General features: G+C 53.4%; 9 protein-coding genes. All 9 read left to right on the top strand.

Features of this window, described 5'->3' with window-relative positions; all coding sequences use genetic code 11:
• Nucleotides 1-31 precede the first annotated feature (31 nt).
• Nucleotides 32-5,020: an outer membrane protein assembly factor BamB family protein gene (locus KIH39_RS12685; protein WP_213499993.1), complete on the top strand. Its 4,989-nt coding sequence runs from the start codon at nt 32-34 to the stop codon at nt 5,018-5,020.
• 177 nt (nt 5,021-5,197) lie between these two features.
• On the top strand, nt 5,198-6,292 hold the full coding sequence (locus KIH39_RS12680; RefSeq protein WP_213499992.1) for a prenyltransferase/squalene oxidase repeat-containing protein: 1,095 nt from the start codon (nt 5,198-5,200) through the stop codon (nt 6,290-6,292).
• A 46-nt stretch (nt 6,293-6,338) separates the two neighbouring features.
• Nucleotides 6,339-7,394 (top strand): AAA family ATPase, encoded by a 1,056-nt coding sequence (locus KIH39_RS12675; protein WP_213499991.1) that lies wholly within the window; start codon nt 6,339-6,341, stop codon nt 7,392-7,394.
• Between the two features lie 66 nt (nt 7,395-7,460).
• A complete protein-coding gene (locus tag KIH39_RS12670) occupies nt 7,461-8,381 on the top strand; it encodes a DUF58 domain-containing protein (protein WP_213499990.1) in 921 nt (306 codons plus the stop codon).
• Nucleotides 8,382-8,430: 49 nt separating this feature from the next.
• Nucleotides 8,431-11,208, top strand: a complete 2,778-nt coding sequence (locus tag KIH39_RS12665; RefSeq protein WP_213499989.1) for a BatA domain-containing protein — start codon at nt 8,431-8,433, stop codon at nt 11,206-11,208.
• 44 nt (nt 11,209-11,252) lie between these two features.
• Nucleotides 11,253-14,339: a vWA domain-containing protein gene (locus tag KIH39_RS12660; RefSeq protein WP_213499988.1), complete on the top strand. Its 3,087-nt coding sequence runs from the start codon at nt 11,253-11,255 to the stop codon at nt 14,337-14,339.
• A 30-nt stretch (nt 14,340-14,369) separates the two neighbouring features.
• Complete coding sequence (locus KIH39_RS12655) at nt 14,370-17,681, top strand: hypothetical protein (RefSeq protein ID WP_213499987.1); 3,312 nt, start codon at nt 14,370-14,372, stop codon at nt 17,679-17,681.
• A gap of 84 nt (nt 17,682-17,765) precedes the next feature.
• On the top strand, nt 17,766-19,361 hold the full coding sequence (locus tag KIH39_RS12650) for a hypothetical protein (protein WP_213499986.1): 1,596 nt from the start codon (nt 17,766-17,768) through the stop codon (nt 19,359-19,361).
• A gap of 89 nt (nt 19,362-19,450) precedes the next feature.
• Complete coding sequence (locus tag KIH39_RS12645) at nt 19,451-20,512, top strand: hypothetical protein (protein WP_213499985.1); 1,062 nt, start codon at nt 19,451-19,453, stop codon at nt 20,510-20,512.
• Nucleotides 20,513-20,522 lie beyond the last annotated feature (10 nt).

The following is a 20,522-nucleotide window of genomic DNA, read 5'->3' as shown; positions in this document are numbered from 1 at the left end:
AAAATGCCTTCCGGAAAAGCGAGAACCTACGATGCGTCGTCTGTCCCGGTGGATGCGTCTTGGCGCGGGATCGTGCCTGATACTGACCTTTGCCATTCTCCATTCACCCGAAGTATCTTACGGTCAGATCGCCGTTAAGTCGGCACCCATCGAGATCAAAAAAGACGACAAAAAGAAAAAGAAAGAAGACCCTACCGACGGGCTTTTTCTTTTCATCGACCGGGATGCTTCCCGGCGCGTCGATGCCATTAAAGATTACCTGAAAAAAGAGAAGGTACCCTGGAACGAGATCTGCGAAGTCATCCAGAATCTTCTCGAAGATCCCCTCGATAAACTCGTTGAGACCTATCGCGATCATCCGACCGAAGGAAAAATCCGGATCAAGGTCAGCCTGAAGGAAGAACTCAATCGCATTCTGGCCTCTTTCAACAAAGAAGGCCGGGAATTCTATCAATTGACTTACGGCCCGAGAGCTGAGGCCAAACTGAAAGATGCCCTCAATCCGGAATCGACCGATACTCGCGATCCGATGGTTAAAATGGCCGAGATCGCTTCGACCTATCTGCATACCAAGGCCGGCGCCGAAGCCATTGTCCGGTTGGGAACCTGGCATCTCGACCGGGGCCGGTATCTGATGGCGGCTCTGACCCTTCGCAAATTCGAGACTCGCAATCCGGACGAGTCGTTGCCCTCCAGTCTGCTGCTGAAGCTGGCAATTGCCTACAAACGAATTGGCGAGCCGAAATCCGCCGACGAATACTGGGACAAATTGATCAAGTCGGCCAAGGATAACGAGGTTACCCTCGGCGGACGAAAGTTCTCCATCGATCAGCTCAAAACGGAGTTTGATCGTATCGTCGTGAAGAATCGCAACGAGGCCACAGAGTACGTTACGATCGGAGGCGACTCAACTCATAATGCACAAGGGGTGGGTAGCCGGCCTTTTCTGGATCCCCGGTTCACGTTCTCGATGATGCCCATTTACAACATGTTTTCCACGTCGGACAAGGATAGCGCGGATTTTTCGACCAAGAAAGGCATGGAATGGATTCAGCAAAATCTGGACGAGTCCCTGAAGCGGCTCGCTCGTTCTTCGAATCCTGCCGCCATCCCGGCGTTTTTCCCGGTAACTCTGCCCGGACGAGTCATTTTCCGCACCTACGACGGCGTATACAGCGTTTTGACGAAAGATACCCCGGATGGAAGAAAGGCTGGGGAACTCGATTGGCGTTCCAACACGAAGGCCTCGCTGTATCAGATCGTCAGCAATCAGACTTTTAAGAGTAACTTCGAAAATCAGTGGTTCCGACCTTTCTATGCCAACCAGGGACCGCAGGGGATTCTGTTTGAAAACGGTCTTGTCGGTACTCTGAGCCACGATGGAAAATACCTCTATTACATCGATGATCTGTTCGTGCCTCCGCATCCGATGCAAATCTTCAATTACAATCAGATGGGGCAGCAGCTGAGTTTCGGTCCCTTGTCGGACAAGGTGTCGCATAATCAGCTGGCGGCCATCGAGATCGAAACTGGAAAGATGGTTTGGAAAACCGCCGATCAGGACGAAGGGGCCAAGAAAAAGGTCGTCTCGGAGGAGCGTAAAAATGAGACGGCTTCCACACTATTCGTCGATTCCTTCTTTCTGGGAGCGCCACTCCCAATTGCCGGGAAGATTTATGTAGTTCTGGAAAAGGATCGGGAGATGATGCTCGCCTGCATCAATCCCAACAAAATCTCAGCGGACAATTTCCCCGAACTCGAATGGTATCAACCTCTCGGATCGCCGCAGACGCCGTTGCCTCAGGATAGTTTCCGCCGAATTCAAGGGGTTCACCTGGCCTACGGCGACGGCATCCTCGTCTGTCCGACTAATGCCGGCGCTCTCGTGGGGATCGACCTGCAAACTCGAAATATCGTCTGGTCCCATTCGTATCGCAAAGCGGGACCGAAGCCGCCGGAGGAACCGGAGATGCCGATCAATGGTCGGAACCGAATCATCCGCGGTGGATTTGGGATGAATGGCGAGATGCTGGCGAATCAGAATCTCAGTTTGGATCGCTGGCGAGTCTCGATGCCCATGATCAGTCAGAATAAAGTCGTTTTCACCGCCTATGACGGCGAAGCGGTTCAGTGCCTGGATCTGCGATCTGGCTCCTTAAGCTGGGAATCTTCGCGGAATTCCGACGATCTCTACGTCGCCGGTGTGTTCGACAAGAAAGTCATGATCGTCGGCAAATCGAACGTGCGATTTCTCTCCCTGGTGGATGGTGCCCAAGTCGGGGCCAGCATCAGTATTGGCCTGCCTTCCGGAGTTGGTACGGCCAGTGGCGGCATGTATTTACTGCCCATTAAGGAATCTCCCGAAACCAAGGAGCCGGAAGTCTGGACGATCGATGTGGCCAAAGGAACCGTCGAGGCCAAGACTAAGTCTCGGAAGAAAACTGTCGTCGGCAACCTGATTTATCACGAAGGGGATGTGATCTCGCAATCTCCTTATGAACTGCAGGCCTTCCCCCAGTTGCAGGTTAAAAAAGAGGAAATGGCCCGACGCTTGACCGCCGATCCCAATGATCCCGAAGGTCTGACGGCCATGGGAGAGTTGCAGTTGGATGATGGCGAACTGGGCAAGGCAATTGTGACTCTCAAAAAGGTTTTGAGCCAGGATGTGAAGGAAGATCTGAGAATTCGGGCGCGGAATAAACTGTTCGAAGCTATGACCGAATACATCCAGGGGGATTTCACGCGGGCGGAAAGTTATCTCACGGAGTACAAGGAATTGTGCAACGTGGTGATTCCCCCGGGAGTCGAACCGGTGCAGAAGCAGGCTTTACTGGATGAGGAACTGCGTCGGAAGTCGAATTTCTACGCCATGGTCGGCAAAGGAAGGCAGGAACAAGGCCGATTGCTGGATGCCTTCGAAAATTACCAGACCTTTGGTACCCTGGTAGGCAATCGAGAAATGGTCAGCGTGTTGGATCAACCGCTCACAAGCGCCCGACCCGATGTGTGGGCTCGCGGTCGCATTGAAGCCATGCTGCGATCAGCCAAGCCGGAGAATCGCAAACCTCTCGAAGACAAGATCAACGAGAACTGGAAGAAGGTTCGCGAATCGAATGATCTCGAGCAGTTGCGGTCCTTCGTCAAATTATTTGGAAATCCCGAACTGGAAGCCGGTAATCAATCGAGATTGCTTCTGGCTTCCAAGCTCATCGATACGCACAACGACGAAGATATGCGGGAAGGGGAAATGATTCTTCTGAATCTGCAGAAGATTCCCGATCTGAAAGTCAGTGTGGCCGCGACTGAACTGCTGGCCAAGCTGTACATGAAGCGGAATCTGTTCGAATCTTCCATCCGCATGTACCAGCGACTGGGAACGGAATACGCCTCGGTCAAACTCTCCGATGGCCGTTCGGGAGAGCAGTCCCTGAACGATCTGATCACCGACAAACGGTATCTGCCTTACCTCGAGCCATCCAACCTTACTTGGAATGGCCGTTTGAAAGCCAAGGAAGATCATCAGAATTCCGGAATGATCCAGATGCCTTTTCAGGTAATCCCGGATGATGAAGATTCCTCGCCGTTTTTCGAGCGGAATCGGGTTTACGTCGAAACGAACGGTAACGGCAATCAGTGGACTTTGAAAATCGTGGATAAACAGACCGGGGACGAAAAATACCGTTCCAAGCCGCTTCAAAGCCCGCAGGGCATGGGAATCTACCTGGCTAATAATCAGGGACTGCGCTACAACCGGCTCTATCAGGTGAAGGGACATATTCTGATTCTGCAATGCATGAATATGGTTTACGCCTTCGATTTGGCGGCTCGGAAGCCACTCTGGCCCGAGTATAATCTGTTTGGGAAAAATCCCCCCATGCAGCAGAACAATCAACATCGGATCGATGTCGATGGGGATGGGGATCTTCGCATCTACTACACCGATAACACTGTTCACCGACTCGGCGGTATCGCCTTGCTGCAGCCGAATTATCTCGCGCTGTTGACTCGGGATGGATTGGTGACCCTGGACCCACTGACCGGTTCTCAAATGTGGGTGAAGCGGGGTTTGCCAACGAACGTCCAGCTCTTCGGCGATCAGGATTACATCTTCTTTTATGAGCAGAGTTCCAACAACTCGGGTACCGGAGGCGGAGCGACCGGGCTCAAGGCTGTTCGAGCCTCCGATGGTGTCGAAGTGGCGGTGCCCGATAATTCTCTTCTCCTGGGGCGCAGCCGACGGATTCGGGAGTTTGGACGAAACGTATTGGCTCACGATGTCGTGAATGGCAAATTAGTCCTTCGACTGGTGGATATGCTGTCGGGGAAGGATCTCTGGAAGCAGGAGGCCGCGGAAAAAGCGATATTGGCGAAATCGGACGATGGTAAAGTCGTGGGCTTCGTGACCCTGAAGGGGGATGTTAGCCTTTTTGATTCTTTGACGGGTAAACCGCTGTTTCAGTCGAAATTGAAAGCCAACAAGGTGGCCGAACATTTAGCCAAGGTGGATTCCGCGATTGTTTTGCTCGATAAGGAGCAGGTTTTTCTTGGCTTGCATCGAAATAACGGCGTAGCGGCCATTCAGGGGCTCTCGAACACCATTCATACGGTTCCGTTAAATGGAATTATGTATGCGTTCGATCGTAAAACCGGGGCTTTTCAGTGGCATACGGATGAGCAGTTCGAGCAGCAGAATCTGGTCATCGACCGCTATCAGGAGATGCCGGTTCTTATTGCCGGTTCCCAGGTGCTGAATAATAATTCCTACATCTTCAGGCTGGTCGTTCTCGATAAAAAAACGGGGATGCTCCTGTTCGGGCAGAACCCCCTCTTCGGAAACGGAGGCTGGTTCCATACTCTGAATATCGATCAGAAAAATCAGAAGATTGAGATCATTCGTAACGACGTTCGCATCCAGTTGTCTCATGCCGACAATTTAAAGACGACGTCGAATATCAACTCGAATGGCGGACTGCCAGTACCTTCCGGAGTCTTGATTAAGCCGGTAATGATCAAAAATTAACGGAATCTGAGAATCGTTTGCGATTCCCGATTACAGCAATGTTCGGCGCTCGGTATTATGATACTCTCACCGGATGCGGATCGAAATAATCCTCTCCGTTTCAATTGCATTGGTGAGAAAGTCCTGATATTCTCGTCATCTACTTAATGTGGCAGCCCTTCCGTTTAGGAGAGGATCGTGTTTCCAATCCGTTCCATCACCGTAGGATTTCTAGCCGTATTTTGTCTCGGACCCATCGCGGTCCGAGCCGAAGAGATCAAAGCCGAACAACAGGCGATGATCGACCGCGGCTTGAAGTGGCTGGCGAGCACTCAAAGCAAAGGGGAAGGCAACTGGGAAGCAAACGGCGGGCAGTACCCGACCACCATGACCGCCTTAGCCGGGATGTGCTTTCTCATGGAAGGCAGCACGCTGCGGGAAGGGAAATACAGTCCTAATTTGCGGCGGGCCGTGGAATGGTTCATGAAGCGATCGCAGCCTTCCGGACTTTTGGGAAACCCGAATAATCCCACGGAATCCTCCCGATACATGTACGGGCATGGCTTCGGCCTGTTGTTTCTGGCGAGCGTTTATGGTGAAGAAGAAGACGAACGCCGACGTAAAGACCTGGAACGCATGCTGACGAAGGCCGTGGAGTACTGCGGTAAAGCGCAGACCGATCGCGGCGGCTGGGGTTATGTTTCGGCGAGCGAAGGGGGAAACTTCGACGAAGGCAGCGTGACCATCACCCAACTCCAAGGCCTACGAGCCGCCAGAAATGCCGGTATCGTGGTTCCCAAGTCGATTATCGATAAAGCCGTTAAATACCTTAAAGACTGCACGACCTCTCGCGGTGGCATCATCTATAGTCTAGCCACGGGGAGCGCGGTTAGCGGACAGGAGCGACCCGCCCTGACCGCCGCGGCGGTGTCTTGTGCCTTCAGCTCGGGGGATTACTCGTCCGACTATGCCAAGAAATGGATCAAATACTGCAAAGAGAGCATTCCCGTGGGCAAAGGGCGACTGTCCCACGACGAGTACCAGAGTTACTACTTCGCCCAGGCCGTTTACATTCTGGGGGACGATGGTTACGAGAGATTGTTCCCCGGATCGAAAAAAGACGACCAATTGTCCTGGACCAAATATAAAGAGGCCATGTTTGATTATTTGAAAGCGGGCCAGTCGAACGACGGTAGCTGGAGTTCGGGTTACATCGGCAATGTATTCACGACAACCGTGAACCTGACTATTCTGCAATTGGATAAGGCCACCCTACCGATTTATCAAAGATGATTTGTCGCACACTCATCAGAAATTCCATCCTAACCGAGAACGATTCATGTCAGAGCTTAATGAATTGGCAAGCAATGATGTCGAGGCGATGCAGAAGCTGCAAGTCGCCTTCAAGGAGATTAAACGGCAGTTGGGTCGCGTGATCGTCGGTCAGGAATCGGTAATCGAAGAGTTGCTGATCGCCATGTTCAGCCGCGGCCACTGTATCCTCGAAGGGGTGCCGGGTCTGGCCAAGACCTTGATGATCGCCACTCTGGCACGCTGTATTTCGCTCGATTTCAGCCGCATCCAATTTACGCCCGACTTGATGCCTTCGGACATCACGGGAACGGAAGTGATCGAGGAAAATCGCACGACCGGCTCCCGCGAATTCAAGTTCCTCTCCGGCCCGTTGTTCGCCAACGTGATTCTGGCGGACGAAATTAACCGTACGCCGCCCAAAACTCAGGCAGCCTTGCTGGAAGCCATGCAGGAACGGCAAGTCACGGTCGGCCGAACCCGCCATCGGCTACCCAATCCCTTCTTCGTACTTGCTACCCAGAACCCCATCGAACAGGAAGGGACCTACCCGCTGCCCGAAGCGCAACAGGACCGCTTCATGTTCAAGGTCTTCGTGAAGTACCCGACCTACGATGAAGAATTCGAAATTGCCAAGCGCACGACCGCGCTGGCCATGGATGAACCGAGTGCGGTGCTGACCGGCGAGCAGATTATGGAACTGCAGACGGTAGTCCGCAAGGTACCGGTGACCGATCACGTGATTCAGTACACCCTGGCTTTGATCCGGCAGACGCGCGTCACCGAGCCGGGCATTCCCAAGTTCGCCAAGGATTGGTTGTCCTGGGGGGCAGGTCCACGTGCCGCGCAGTTCATGATCCTGGGAGCCAAGGCTCGGGCGCTGCTCTATGGCCGTTCACACGCGACGGTCGAAGATATTCAGGCCCTCGCCAAACCGGTACTCCGGCACCGCGTTCTGACGAACTTCACGGCCGCTTCCGAAGGCATCACTCCCGATGTGGTCGTCGAAAAGCTCATTGCCGAGACCCCCAGCCGGGAAGGCGAACTGCAAAAGGACGAGCGGTTCAAAAAGATTTTTGCGTAATCGACCCCGCGGCCTCTATCGGCATTCCACGAATAGCTGTTTGGCTGCGTCAACCTTCGGGTACACATGGCGAATAAAGAAGATCCCCGTCGATTTCTCGATCCTCGCACCATCTCGAAGATCGCCCATCTCGAGTTACAGGCCGCCCAGGTCGTCGAAGGATTCATCAACGGCATGCATCGATCGAAGTTCTTCGGACATTCGGTCGATTTCGTCCAGCACCGCGAGTACGTGCGCGGCGATGACATCCGGCATCTCGACTGGAAAGTCTGGTCTAAGACCGACCGCTTTTACATCAAGCAGTTCGAAGCCGAAACCAATCTGCGCTGCCAACTCGTACTCGATGTCTCGGAATCGATGCACTATGGGGCTGGCAATCTCAACAAATACGAATATGCCTGCACCGCCGCGGCCTGCATCGCGTATCTTCTGATCCGCCAGCAGGATTCCGTTGGAATTACGACTTTCGATTCCGAAGTCCGTGCCGTCGTGCCGCCCCGAGCTTCTCAGAAACATCTGGAGGCGATTTGCCAGACGATGCATGTCTCCAAGCCTCGCGATAAAACCGACATGTTGAAGATCCTCAACCGAGTCGCGGAAGCTACTCATCAGCGTGGCATCGTGGCGGTGATTTCCGACTGTCTGACGGATCGCGAACCGCTGCTGAAGGGGTTGGATATGCTTCGCCTGCGCAAGCAGGACGTCATGCTGTTTCATCTGCTGGACGATGATGAATTGAACTTTCCCTTCAACGGCATGACTCGCTTCGAAGGGATGGAAGAACTTCCCAACCTTTTCTGCGACCCGAAAGCTCTGAGGGAAGGCTACCTGGAAGAGTTGAACATTTACCTGACCGAGATGCGACAGGGTTGTACAAAACGGGGTATCGACTACACACTGCTCAAGACGAGCGATCCCCTGGATGCGGTGCTGGCGAAATTCCTGCATCAGCGACTGGATCCTCGAGCCAAGGCCCGGACTTCCTGATCGCATCAAAATCGAACGAATGCAAACTCAGCGCGAGTGACCTCTTAGAATGGAACTTTTTCTCAATCCCTGGTCGATGATACTCGGTGGAATCCTGATTTCCTCGCCGATCATCATTCACCTGATCAACCGGATGCGTTACAAGCGCGTTCGCTGGGCCGCCATGGAGTTTCTGCTGAAATCGCAGAAGCGCAGCAAGCGGAAATTGATCATCGAGCAGCTGATTCTATTGTTGCTCCGCATTCTTTTGGTGCTGCTCCTAGGACTCCTGTTGGCCCGCTTCCTCGGCTTCAAATCGTTGGGCGGAAGTGAAGCGCAGAGCACTCTGCACATCGTCGTTCTGGACGATACTCCCAGTATGGATGACAGCTGGCGGGAAGACGGCCTGGCCAAAGACACCTTCAGCGAAGCGAAACGGCTGATTACCGATAAGATTTCCAAAGATATTATGCAGGCCCCGACGCCTCAGTATCTGGAAATTATTCGCCTGAGCGATCTGGAAAATCCCCGCGACTTCAGCCGGCTCAATAGTGGTTCTCTCGACGACATGCGCGGCTACCTGAATCCTTTGAAACCGAGTCCATTCAGTATTCCGCTCACCGAGGGGTTGAAGCGAGCCAAAAAGATCTTCGACGATACGCCACGGATGCGACATGTTCTGCACGTTGTCAGCGACTTCCGACAAGTCGATTGGGGAGCGGGCGCCGAAAAGAATCTGACCGATGTCTTCACGGAAGTGAAGGCGGGAACCGATATTTATCTGTTGGATGCCGCGCATCCGGAGCGATCTGAAAAACAGAAAACTCCCCTCTATCACGACAACATTGCCATCCTGGATTTACGGGCCGACACGAGAATTACCGCCAAGTTCGCACCGGTGGAATTCACGGTTACGGTCGCCAACTTCAGTACGAGCGAGAAAAAGAACGTCCGTATTTCGAGCCGGCTCAACGGTTCGGAACGTGCCGAAGGGTCGGTAAACATTCCCTCCTTGCCGCCCAATGAATTGACCACGGCCCGATTCACATTGAGTCTGGATCGGGTCGGTACCGAAGAGAATCCGCTCGATCGATTCAATCTGGTTTCCGCACATCTGGAGAACGAACAGGCCGGGCTGGCGATGGATAACGTCCGCTATACCGTTGTCGAAGTTCGCGACAAGGTCCCTCTGTTGCTCGTGGATAACAACCCGGCCAGTCGAGGCAAACGCGAATCGGAAACTTTCCACCTGCAGAAACTTTTCATGGACTCGATCAAGGGATTCGATGTTCAATTGAAAACTCCTGCCGAATTGGAGAACCTGAATCTTCAGCCTTACATCGGCGTTTTTGTTTGCGATGTGCCCCGGCTGAGCGATAAGGCGGTCACCAATCTGGAAACCTATGTCAAATCTGGGGGGGGAGTGGCCTTTTTCATGGGGCCATCCATCAAGCCGAACGACATCAAAGAGTTCTACAACGCCAAACTTTGGAACGAGGGCAAGGGGCTCTTCCCCGCACCGCTCGACGATCAACCTGAAGGTTTCAGCCTGCCCGATGCCGAGCGCGAGAAAAAACGCTTCGAAAGACGATTCAGCTTCCAACCGCAGATCTTCACGCGCGATGACCGGCACCCGGCTCTCGAACGTCTCTATACCGATTCGCGGGGCGTTCGCGTGAACCCGGAAGAGTTCAATCGCTTTCTCCTGTTCGTGGTGATCGACCGTTACTTCAAGGTTCGCCGGGCGGCCTGGAATACGCAGGACCAATCGGTCAAGGAACTGATGACGCTGCCGAATTTCCAGACGATGGATAAATATTCGGCAGCCGTCAACAAGCTCATGAGCCGCCTGCCCAAAGATGACGAAAAGCTGTCGAAATACCGAGATGTTTTGCGGAAATATTACGATGAGATTCGCGGCATCGCCAACGATCCTTCGGCACCGCTCTACAGGCTTTCCTCCAAGCTCGATAGTTTGTTGCACGATGATGGCGATAAAGAGACTAACCGGCCCAGTTTGCGGGAACTCTGGCAGCAACCGGAACAGGCCGAGCTTGCCCGGGACCTTCAAGTCGAGTTGGACGTAGTCAAATATGGCGACCCGCTTTATGTGGCGAAGCAGATTGGCAACGGCCGAGTACTCGCCTTCATGTCGTCCGCTGGGGTATCCTGGAATGACCTGGAGGGACCGGGGCTCACCTACTTCGCTCTTATCACTATTGAAATGCAGCGATATTTGGGGAGCGCCGGGACGGATTTGAATCTTCCACTGGGCCGTAATTTCGAATTTGCCTTCGATGCCCAAAGTTACAGCAATCGCGCCAAGAAATGGTTGCTGTGGCAGGATCTCAAGAGCGGTACAGGGCCGAATCCGATTCCGGAACTCGCGAAGTTTACAGCTTTAGGCGAACAGGTACTCACGACCAACAAAGACAAAAATATTTTAAACTTCGACGAAGCGAAGCAGCCCGGCGTCTACGTCTTCGAATTTACGGAACAACGGGTTGGCGGGGCCGGTAAAGAGCCGATTCTTCGACCCGACTATCGGGCACTGGCTTACAACATCGATGCCCGGGCCGAAAGTGATCTGAAACGGGCCGATACCACGGAAATCGAATCGATCGCCAAGGGGGCCAAGCTCTACACGGCCAGCAGCGATGAATATTCGGAAGCCTTGCGCTTGCGACGCAGCGATCTCTCCGAATCGCCCTGGTTCTATCTGGTGCTATTACTGGTTCTGATTTTCGAACAGTTCATGGCGGTGAGACTGAGTTTTCACGGCGGTTCGAACGATAATCCTACGGGCAAGCCTCTGGGGAGACGCGTGCCCAACTCCCACGCCGCCTAGCTGGTTTTCACGCTCGAGGCGATCTCGAGCTTTGGAAGGTTGAGATGAACGATACCGGGACAGTCCGAGAAACCGAAATCATTTTACGCCGGCTGGAACAGACTCTGCGCCTGGGCGGAGTGGAAAAGAACGGCTTGTGGTGGCTGGCGATTCTGATTCCCATTCTGCTAATCGGGATTTTCTACGTCATTTACATGTATCGCAAAGATAGTCGTTCAGTCGGCTGGCGCTGGGCCAGTTTTCTCGGCTTAGTGCGAATCTCCATTTATGGCATCCTGACGGTAATCTTCCTTCTGCCGTCCCGACAGACTTGGGAAAAGGCGGATAAACGATCGCGCGTGGTGATGGTGCTGGATGTTTCCGACAGTATGGGGATCAGCGATGATTCACCGACGGAGGCCGCAACTTCCAAGCCGCGCTCGCGGATCCAGAAAGTGCTCGATTATCTTTCGGATGATAAGGTTAGTTTCCTGAAAAAGATTCTCGATAAGAATCCGCTGTTCGTCTATCGCATGGGAAGCCGGTTGGACGAGGATGTGCAATCCTTCGAAAAGCGAAATGTGCGCGATTCCCAGGGGAATGATGCTTCGGAATACTCGGCAGTACTCCGCAATGCAACGTTGGATGATGGAACGGCCCTGCGCGAATATGCCCCTCTTTGGAAAGATGCGCAGTGGAACGAGTTTGCGAAGTACGATTTCAAACCGTGGGTACTCAAGAGTCTTTCCGAAGAAGGCAGAGCCAAACTGAAGGCGACGGCTTCTTTCGGCGGTGAAGCTGCCGGGACCTTGGACTGGGCCAAGAATTGGATTGAAAAACCGGAAGCCGAAATGATACCGGCCGATATGCCGGAAGCGGATCGGATCACGCTGAAAAATATCCGTCCCAAGCTCGAAAATCGAATCGACCTGGCCCGGACCATCGGTACCTCGACCAACGTGCCCGATTCGGTTCTGACCGCACTCAATCGCGAAGCTGCGAACATGTTGCAGGGCATCATCGTCATCTCTGACGGTCGGAGCAATACCGGTTCCGATTCGACGATATCCGAACTTCGGGCACGTGCCAAACGCGAATCGGTTCCCATCTTTACGATCGGTGTTGGTGAAGATCGTCAGTTGATCGCCCTCCGAATCACCGATCTTCAGGCCCCCGATCAGACGCCGCCCGATGAACCGTTCAAAGTCATTGCGGAAGTCGATGGCGAAGGCTTGATCGGTCAAACGATTCCCATCACGATTGAACTTTTTCCGCCCAAGAGTGATACACCTTACGTCATCGAATCGAAGGTGACCTTCGCGGCCGGGGAACCACCCCATGGTCAGGTGGAAATCCCCATAGAACCTGAGAAACTCCCTGAAAATTTGAAAACCAAAGCCTCGAATTTCAAAGATCTGCTGGAAGGGGAATGGCGCATTCAGGCCAGCACGGCCCGCGTGCCCGGCGAAAAGTTCGAGAAGCCCAAGCACACCAGTGAAGCGGCCGTGGTGAAAATTGAAAAGAAGCCGATGAGAATCCTGATCATTTCCAGCGGCCCGAACCGCGATTATCAATTCCTGGTGAATCAGTTGATCCGCGATAACGCCGATTTGAGCATCTATCTGCAAAACGAAGGGGGAGCGCAGGGGAAAATTTCGCTGTTGGAAGATCCCTCGCGGATGCTGACCCGATTTCCCACCCGTTTGAAGGTGGAAGAAGATCCGGCAGAATCCGCCGACGAAAAGTGGTACAACCTCGGCCGCTACGATGTGATTATTGCCTTCGATCCCGACTGGAGTCAGTTGACTCAGGAACAAATCGCGATGGTGGAAACCTGGGTGAACCTCCAAGCGGGCGGGTTGATGATAGTGGCCGGGCCAATTTACACTAAACAAATGGCCCGCGTCGACGAAAATAGCAAATTCCGGCCGTTGCTTGATATCTATCCCGTACTGCCCGGCGATATCGACTTGGCTTCTATCAAACGCGATGCCAAGGAACCTTACGCTTTGAAATTCGTGGGAGTGAATCCCGATACCGATTTTCTGAAAATCGACGATGAAAAAGAAGGACCGCTGGCGGGCTGGGATTACTTCTTCTACGGCAAGGACAACCCGGCCGAGGGCATCCGTCCGATCCGCGGTTTTTACAACTACTACCCGGCCCAGCTGGTTAAACCGGCCGCTACAATCATCGCAAGCTATACCGATCCCAACGCCTTAAAGATGCCCGACGGTCGGGACCCGCCGTTCATCGTTATTATGCGCTGGGGGCAGGGGATGACCGGGTTCATCGGCTCCTCGGAAATCTGGCGTCTGCGTGAAGCAGGTAAAGCCCAGGCGTATTTCGAACGCTTCTGGATCAAGATGGCGCGGTACCTCAGTTCCGGTTCGCGACGTAAGCAGAATCGACGCGGTCGAATTCTAATGGCCAAGGAATTTACTTCCGGCAGTTACATTCGCGTAACGGCACAGTTGCTGGATGCCTCCTTGAAGCCCGTCGGACAGAACGCCGAACCGAAGATCGTCGTCCAGCCGGTAGAACTGGATAACTACCAGGAGAAGGATCACGAGAAAGAGAATAAGAAATACACTCGGGAATATAAGTTGAACTCCAAGCGCGGTGCCGAGGATTGGAGCGGTATGTTCCAACGCCAGATTCTGGCCACGGCGGAGACTTATCCCCCCGGGCAATACCGCATTGATGTATCGATCCCGGATAGTAACGATACGTTGCGCAGCAAATTCACCATTCGGAAATCGAATCCGGAAGTGGATAATGTCCGACCCGACTACGCCGCCCTCGCGGCCATGGCCGGCGAGGTATCGGAAATCGAAAACCGCGTCGCCGACAAGACGGTTCTCGGGGCGATCCGGCAGGCCGCGACCCGCGCTCCCGACGGGTTAAAGCTCTCCTTCAAGTTCGATAACAAGCAGGCGCTCGATCTGATCCCCGAGTGCATGGTGACGGTCCCGGTAACGGCACGAACCAAGGGGGCAGTCGAGGATTTGTGGGATAAGGGCCCGGAATTGCCGCGCTGGATCTCCGGCTGGTATTCGGATAAACCGGCCACGATCAGCTGGCTGTTGCTTCTGGCGGTCTTCTTGCTTTCGATAGAGTGGCTGTCCCGGAAATTATTAAGACTGGCGTAGTTCCACCCACTGAACATGCAGGATACTAATTTGAATCACGCAGTAACTGATCACGATAAACTGGCGCCAGAGATCCAGCAACCGCTGGCGCGGTTGCGCGATGCGATCCGGCGCTACCTGACTATCGATGCTCTCCTATCGGTAGCGATCTTCGTCTGTTTCTACTTCTGGATCAGCCTCTTCCTCGATTATGGTGCTTTTCTCCTCTTCGGTCTCGACTGGGTGCAGGATGCCCCGCATTCTCTCCGTTCGGTTGTGCTCGCTCTGTTGCTCGCGGCGCTGGCGGTCTACGTTATTCGTTGCTGGCTTTTGCCTGTCACGCGGTCGCTAAAAGATCGTGCCCTGGCGATCATTCTTGAAGATAAGTTTCCGAAGCAATTGGATGGCCGGTTGATCACAGCCGTCGAACTCGTCGATATTGAGAAGCAATCTCGCTATGGCTACTCGGCGGAGTTAATCCGGAAAACGGTTAACGATGTCAAAGGCGAACTGGAAAAGTTGCCGATCGACCAGGTGTTGAACCACAAGCGCCTGCAGGCCAAACGCCGGGTGCTGCTGGCGACCAGCTTTCTGGTCTTTTTCGCACTGTCGATTTTCGCTTTAATTCTGTACCGACCATCGCTGAGCCGCTATTTCATCAACAGCTACGATGTCTCATCGATTCTGGTGGAACGAAATATTCTCCTCAAGGATGTGCCCTGGCCGCGCTCGACGCACCTGGAAATTATCGATTTTCCAGGAAATGAAATGCGTATTGGTCGAGACAGCCCGGCCCCGCGTCTGCGCGTGGCCGCTTATAAGTGGGTGATTGCCGATACCAAATCCGTCGATGGCTGGCGACCGATGACCTGGGCCGATTTGCCGAAGTTTTTCGATCCCAAAGACATTCCGGAGATTCCAGTTCAGGCGATGCGAGCAAGCCGTGAGGCCGCCGAGATCGGTTCGTTCGTGTTCTCGCCCGTCGCCTACTCGCTCCAAGTCCCGTTGCCGACCGAACTGGCCGATATCCCCAGCGATCTGGGCCGCTGGAAGATCGATCGCGTTGAACAGCTCTTCCTCGACAATGAGGAGACCCGTCAGTACCTTCGCAAATTGGTCTCTCCAAATGATCTCCAAAAGTTGGAATCGCTCTTTACTCAACTGCAGGCCAAAGTGGACGATTACTCCAATAGTCGAAAGCTTCGCAAATTGCATATTCCGAGTGAAGTCAACCTGGACTATCGGGGGCTGAAATCCAGCGTGGAAATGGGTTTGAAGAAAGAATCCGCGACGGAGTTTTCCGGTACGCTGAGCGACTTGAAAGAATCAGTTGATTTTCACGTAAGAGCCGATGATTACGTCAGTCCTGCCCGGCGCATCACTCTGGTACCGCCGCCATCGATTGTGGAATTTACCCGCACGGAATATCGCCCGGCCTACCTGTATCACACCCCTCCTTACGATAGCACTAAGCCTCCTCTTTTGGTGAATTACAGCCTTCTGAAAGGTTTAAAGCAGGAAGTCTCCGATGGGGTTTCATTGACAGGTGATCGCTCGAAGTTCGATCTTCCGGCGGGCAGTGAAGTGGTATTCAAAGCTACCGTCGATAAGGAATTGAGCTCGGCCGCGATTATCCCCAAACCGGGCAAATATCCCGGCGTGGATATCGATGCCGAGCCGAAACCGATTCCCGTACCGGTGGGAGCTGATGGCAAAACGGTCACGTTTGGTTTCCAGACCAGTACGAAAAATCTGATCACTCGATTGACGGAGTTCGAAATTCAATTTACCGATCGCGACAACGTTCAGAGCCGCCGTCTGGTTTCCATCACGCCGATTGAAGATAAGGCTCCCGAAGTCGATGTCGTGATCGATGTGATTCGCAAAGTCGGCAGCCAATACATGTGCACGGCCAAGGCGATCATTCCTTTTTCCACCGATAGCAAAGTCACCGATGATAACGGTCTTGCGAAGGTGGAGTTTACTTATTCCTACGTCGAGATTGAGTCACCGATTATCCTGGGTACTCGTTCGACCTATGTGACCCCGTTGTTTTTGAGCACACCTCTGATTCCCAGCTTGGGCGATGTGATCCAGCGAGCTACAGTTTTGAAAGCGACGATGCCGCTCATTCGCTCCCAGGTGCAGTCGAGTTCAGAAATCAATGAAATGGTTCCGGCGTTCGTGGAAGAGTACAATCAATGGGCTAAAAAGCTGACCTTGGAGAACTTGAAATTGGCCATTAAGCAGCCGTTGCCGCCGCAGAACCAGTTACCGATTGTCAACAGCTTCAAATTCAAGTCAGCTGATGAGACGAGCTACTTCGACCTTCGCAAGTATGCCAAATCGCTGGAGGAGAAGGACGAAAGGGTTGCTCAAAGGTCCTATACGCTCACTTTGAATATTTCCGCCACGGACACCAACGTGGAGAGTGGACCGAAGGTTTCCTTGAATAAGGAACCTTTCCTCTTCAAACTGGTCTCCGAGGGGGAATTACTGGCCGAGATTTCCCGCGAGGAAGCCGGGCTGGCTCTGAAACTCGATGAAGTCATTCGCCGGTTGGAAGACTTGCTGGCGAAATATAGCGGCGTGGCCTCCCGACTCAATACGCTCAAGGAGAAGGACGACTTTTTGCCCGATCAGACACGCCTGGGGGAATTGCTGGAGACCCTGGCCAAGACCAAAGACACCGCCACCGATGTATCGACGGCTTACACACGAATCATCAAAGAGTATCGCTTTAACCGGTTCAACGATAATCTCATCGGCAAGCTGGATGAGAAGATTGTCAAGCCTCTCGATAGTTGCGTTAAAGCCGATTTCCCGGCGGCCGAAGAGGCGTTGAATGCCTTTGCCGGGGAACTGGGGAATTTCCAGTTGCCACAGGCCGCACAGGTTCAGATCACGCGGGATCGCCTGGAGGCCGTACTGTTCAAGTTGAAGCGAGTTCGCGAGGAAATGGGCGGAATCACGGGGATTCAACAGGTCATCATCGCTCTGCAGAAAATTCTGGAAGCACAGGATAAGGATATCCGCCGTCGCCTCGACCGGATTCTGGAGAATCGGCAAAGTCAGTTGTACGATCTCACGCTGGTTGTTCCCCCGCCGGTTACAATTGAAGCGGGAGGCAAGCAGAACGTGAAATTGGGAGTGATTCTGGGAACGCTGTTCCGCGATGATCCCTCCTTCAAGGTCGAAGTCCCGGTGGGAAGTGACTTGAAGGTACCACCGATGGTGAAGTTCAGCGACGAGGCTACCGATGTCTCGGTGGAAATCACGGCCGGGAAGGTGAAAGGCGAGTTTACGGTTCAACTGATTCCGATAAAAGGACCAATCGCTTTCCTGAAAGTAATCGTCAAGTAATTAGAAGATCAGAGTTGGTACGTGTTTCAATATTCGTCCTATAGTGTGCATAGCTTCGACACTCCTCTGTGATGGAGATCGGCAATGTTCGATCGAGCTCGAGTCTGGCTGGCCGCCGGTTTTTGCCTGGTAACCTGGGGGGTTCAGGCCCAACCTCCCAATCCGAAAGCCGCTCCTCCGGCGACGACGCCGGCCGCGCCGCAAGCCGACCCGGTTTCCAAGGAACTGGTCGCCCGGCAGCAGGAGCTGAAGCGGCAATTTGGGGAGTTTTCGAAAGCTTTGCTGACGCTCGCTCAGAATTATGAGAAGAGCGAGCGGGTTGAGGATAAGGACAAGGCCAAGACGCTGCGCAAAGCGATCGATCTCGTCGAAAAGGATGCGATCGAGAACAAGTTTTCGAATCTCATTCGCATCATCAGCAAGTCGAATGATATTTCCATTAACGAAGTACAGCAGGCGATTGGCCAGAACGAAGAACTGGCTCGGTCGCTGCGGGAAATCCTGAGTCTGTTGTTGAGCGATGATGAACTGGCTCGCATCAAAGAGGAAAAAGAACGGCTGGAAAAACAGCTGGCCGAGCTGAAGGGCTTGTTGCGCGATCAGAAGCAGCTGCGAGCCATGAACGAATCGGATCGGGCGGACAAAAAGCGGTTGAGCAAGGATCAGGATCAGGTCGCCAAGAAAACGGACGAATTGGCTAAAAAGATGGGGGCGGAAAGTAAGCCCAGCGACGCTAAACCTAAGCCAGGAGATCCGAAACCAGGCGATCCCAAGCCAGGAGATCCCAAGCCGAGCCAACCCGGACAACCCAAAGACGGAGATCCCAAGCCCGGTCAGCCCTCTCCGCCGAAAAATCAGCCGCCCAAGTCGCCTGGAGCTGATCAGGTCCAGAAAGCTGTGCCCGATCAGCAGGATGCGACGAAAAAACTCGGCGAGGAAAAGAAAGAAGACGCGGCCAAAAAGCAGACCGAGGCGATAGACAAATTGACGAAGGCTCAGGAAGAGTTGGAGAAACGGCTCAAACAACTTCGCGAAGAAGAATTGAAGCGCATCCTGGCCGCACTCGAAGCACGCTGCAATAAGATGCTGACGATGCAGATCGATGTTTACGAGAATACCAAGATCATCCAGCAAATCGTGCTGAAGAATGCCGATCGCAAACCAACCAAGCTGGAATTCCAAAAGGCCCAGCAACAGTCGGATAAGGAATCGGATATCATCGCCGAGGCCGACAAAGTGCTGGAAATCCTCAAGGCGGAGGGGAGTGCGGTTGCCTTCCCCGATGTCTTCGAAGAAGTCCGACGCGATATGATCAGCGTCAAAGAACGTCTTCGAAAGGGGATTACCGATGATAAGACGCAATTGATCGAAGAAGACATCATCGCAGCCCTGAAAGAAATCATTGCGGCTTTGAAGAAACAACAGCAGGAAGGCAGTAGTGGTAGCGGTGGAGGAGGCGGCTCTCCTTCGGATCAAAAGCTGCTCAACGAATTGGCGGAACTGAAGCTGATCCGTTCCCTGCAGGTCCGCGTCAATGAGCGGACCAAAGCCTACTCCCGAAAGTTTGAAGGGGAGCAGGCAGATGATGAAGTCATTAGAAAGGATTTGCACGACCTGGCTGAAAAGCAGGAAAAAATCTGGACTATGACAAAAAATATGGCTACCGGCAAAAACAAGTAGTTGCTATTGTGCTGGAAAGAAGTTATTCTGACGATTATTAGTCCACGGGAATGCGCTTAAGCCCATTCCGCATTAACAGGGAGAGAGAAGTGCGTATTCGTCATTGGGTGGCGGCCTCACTCCTGTCGGTCGCGGGTTTCTCCACAGGAAACGCTCTGATCGCAGGTGAAAACAATCCCGAATTTACCTTCAGCCGTCTGAAAAGCAGTACGCCTGAGAACGCCCGCAAGAACGTCGAAGCCTGGCTGAAAAATATGCCTGGCGTGGATGGTGCGGCTGTAGACAAAATCTGGTCCAATAACGATCTGTCAGTTCTGGACCGAACCGTTGAAACATTCAAGCTGGCCGACCCCCGAGTTGCTAAACTCCTCGAAGAGGCCAAACTCTCCGATAAAAATCCTCCCAAGCAGGTTCCCGATCTCTTGAAGGACACCAAACTCAGTCCTTTCTTCCGGGCCAACCTGAGTCTGGCTTATGCCAAGGCTCTGTGCTCCACCCGAGTTTACGAAGAGGCTCTGGAAGTACTGCGCGGCGTGACCCCCGAACAGGTGGTCGATCCGGCCAGCTACTTCTTCCACCGAGCCGTGGCCGAGCATGCCACCATCAAGCGGGATGAAGCCGTCAAATCGATCGTCCGACTGGTCGACGATGTGACCGATGCCCCCGATCGCTACAAAATGCTGGCGAGTATCATGTTCGTTGACATTCAAGGCTGGAAGCGCGAAGAAAAAGATCTTTCGAACATCGCTCGCTTGATGGACAACGTCGAACGGCGTCTGGAATTGTCGCGCGGTGGCGAGAAGACTCAGGACATCCAGAAGAAGATCGTCTTCCGGCTCGATGAACTGATCAAGGAAAAAGAAAATCAGTGCAAAGGCAACTGCAACGGTTCCTGCCCCAACGGTGGCAAGCCAGGCGAAAAACCGGGTTCGGGTCAAGGGCCCAATCCGATGCAGGATTCCTTCGGTGGCACCAACGGGGGCCAGGGCACGGTCGATGAGAAGAAACTCAAGGCTCTCCAGGAAAACTGGGTGAAGATGCCCGAGAAGGAACGAGCCAAGGCGATGATGGATCTGACCAAGGACCTGCCGCCGAAGTATCGCGTCGTCATCGAAGAATACTTTAAGTCGCTGGCTCGCTCCCAGCCCTGATTCGAACATT

Origin of the sequence: Telmatocola sphagniphila (assembly GCF_018398935.1) — a bacterium.
Taxonomy (GTDB): Bacteria; Planctomycetota; Planctomycetia; order Gemmatales; family Gemmataceae; genus Telmatocola; species Telmatocola sphagniphila.
The sequence above is the reverse complement of the archived record's forward strand: the minus strand, read 5'-3'. Positions and strand labels throughout refer to the sequence as shown.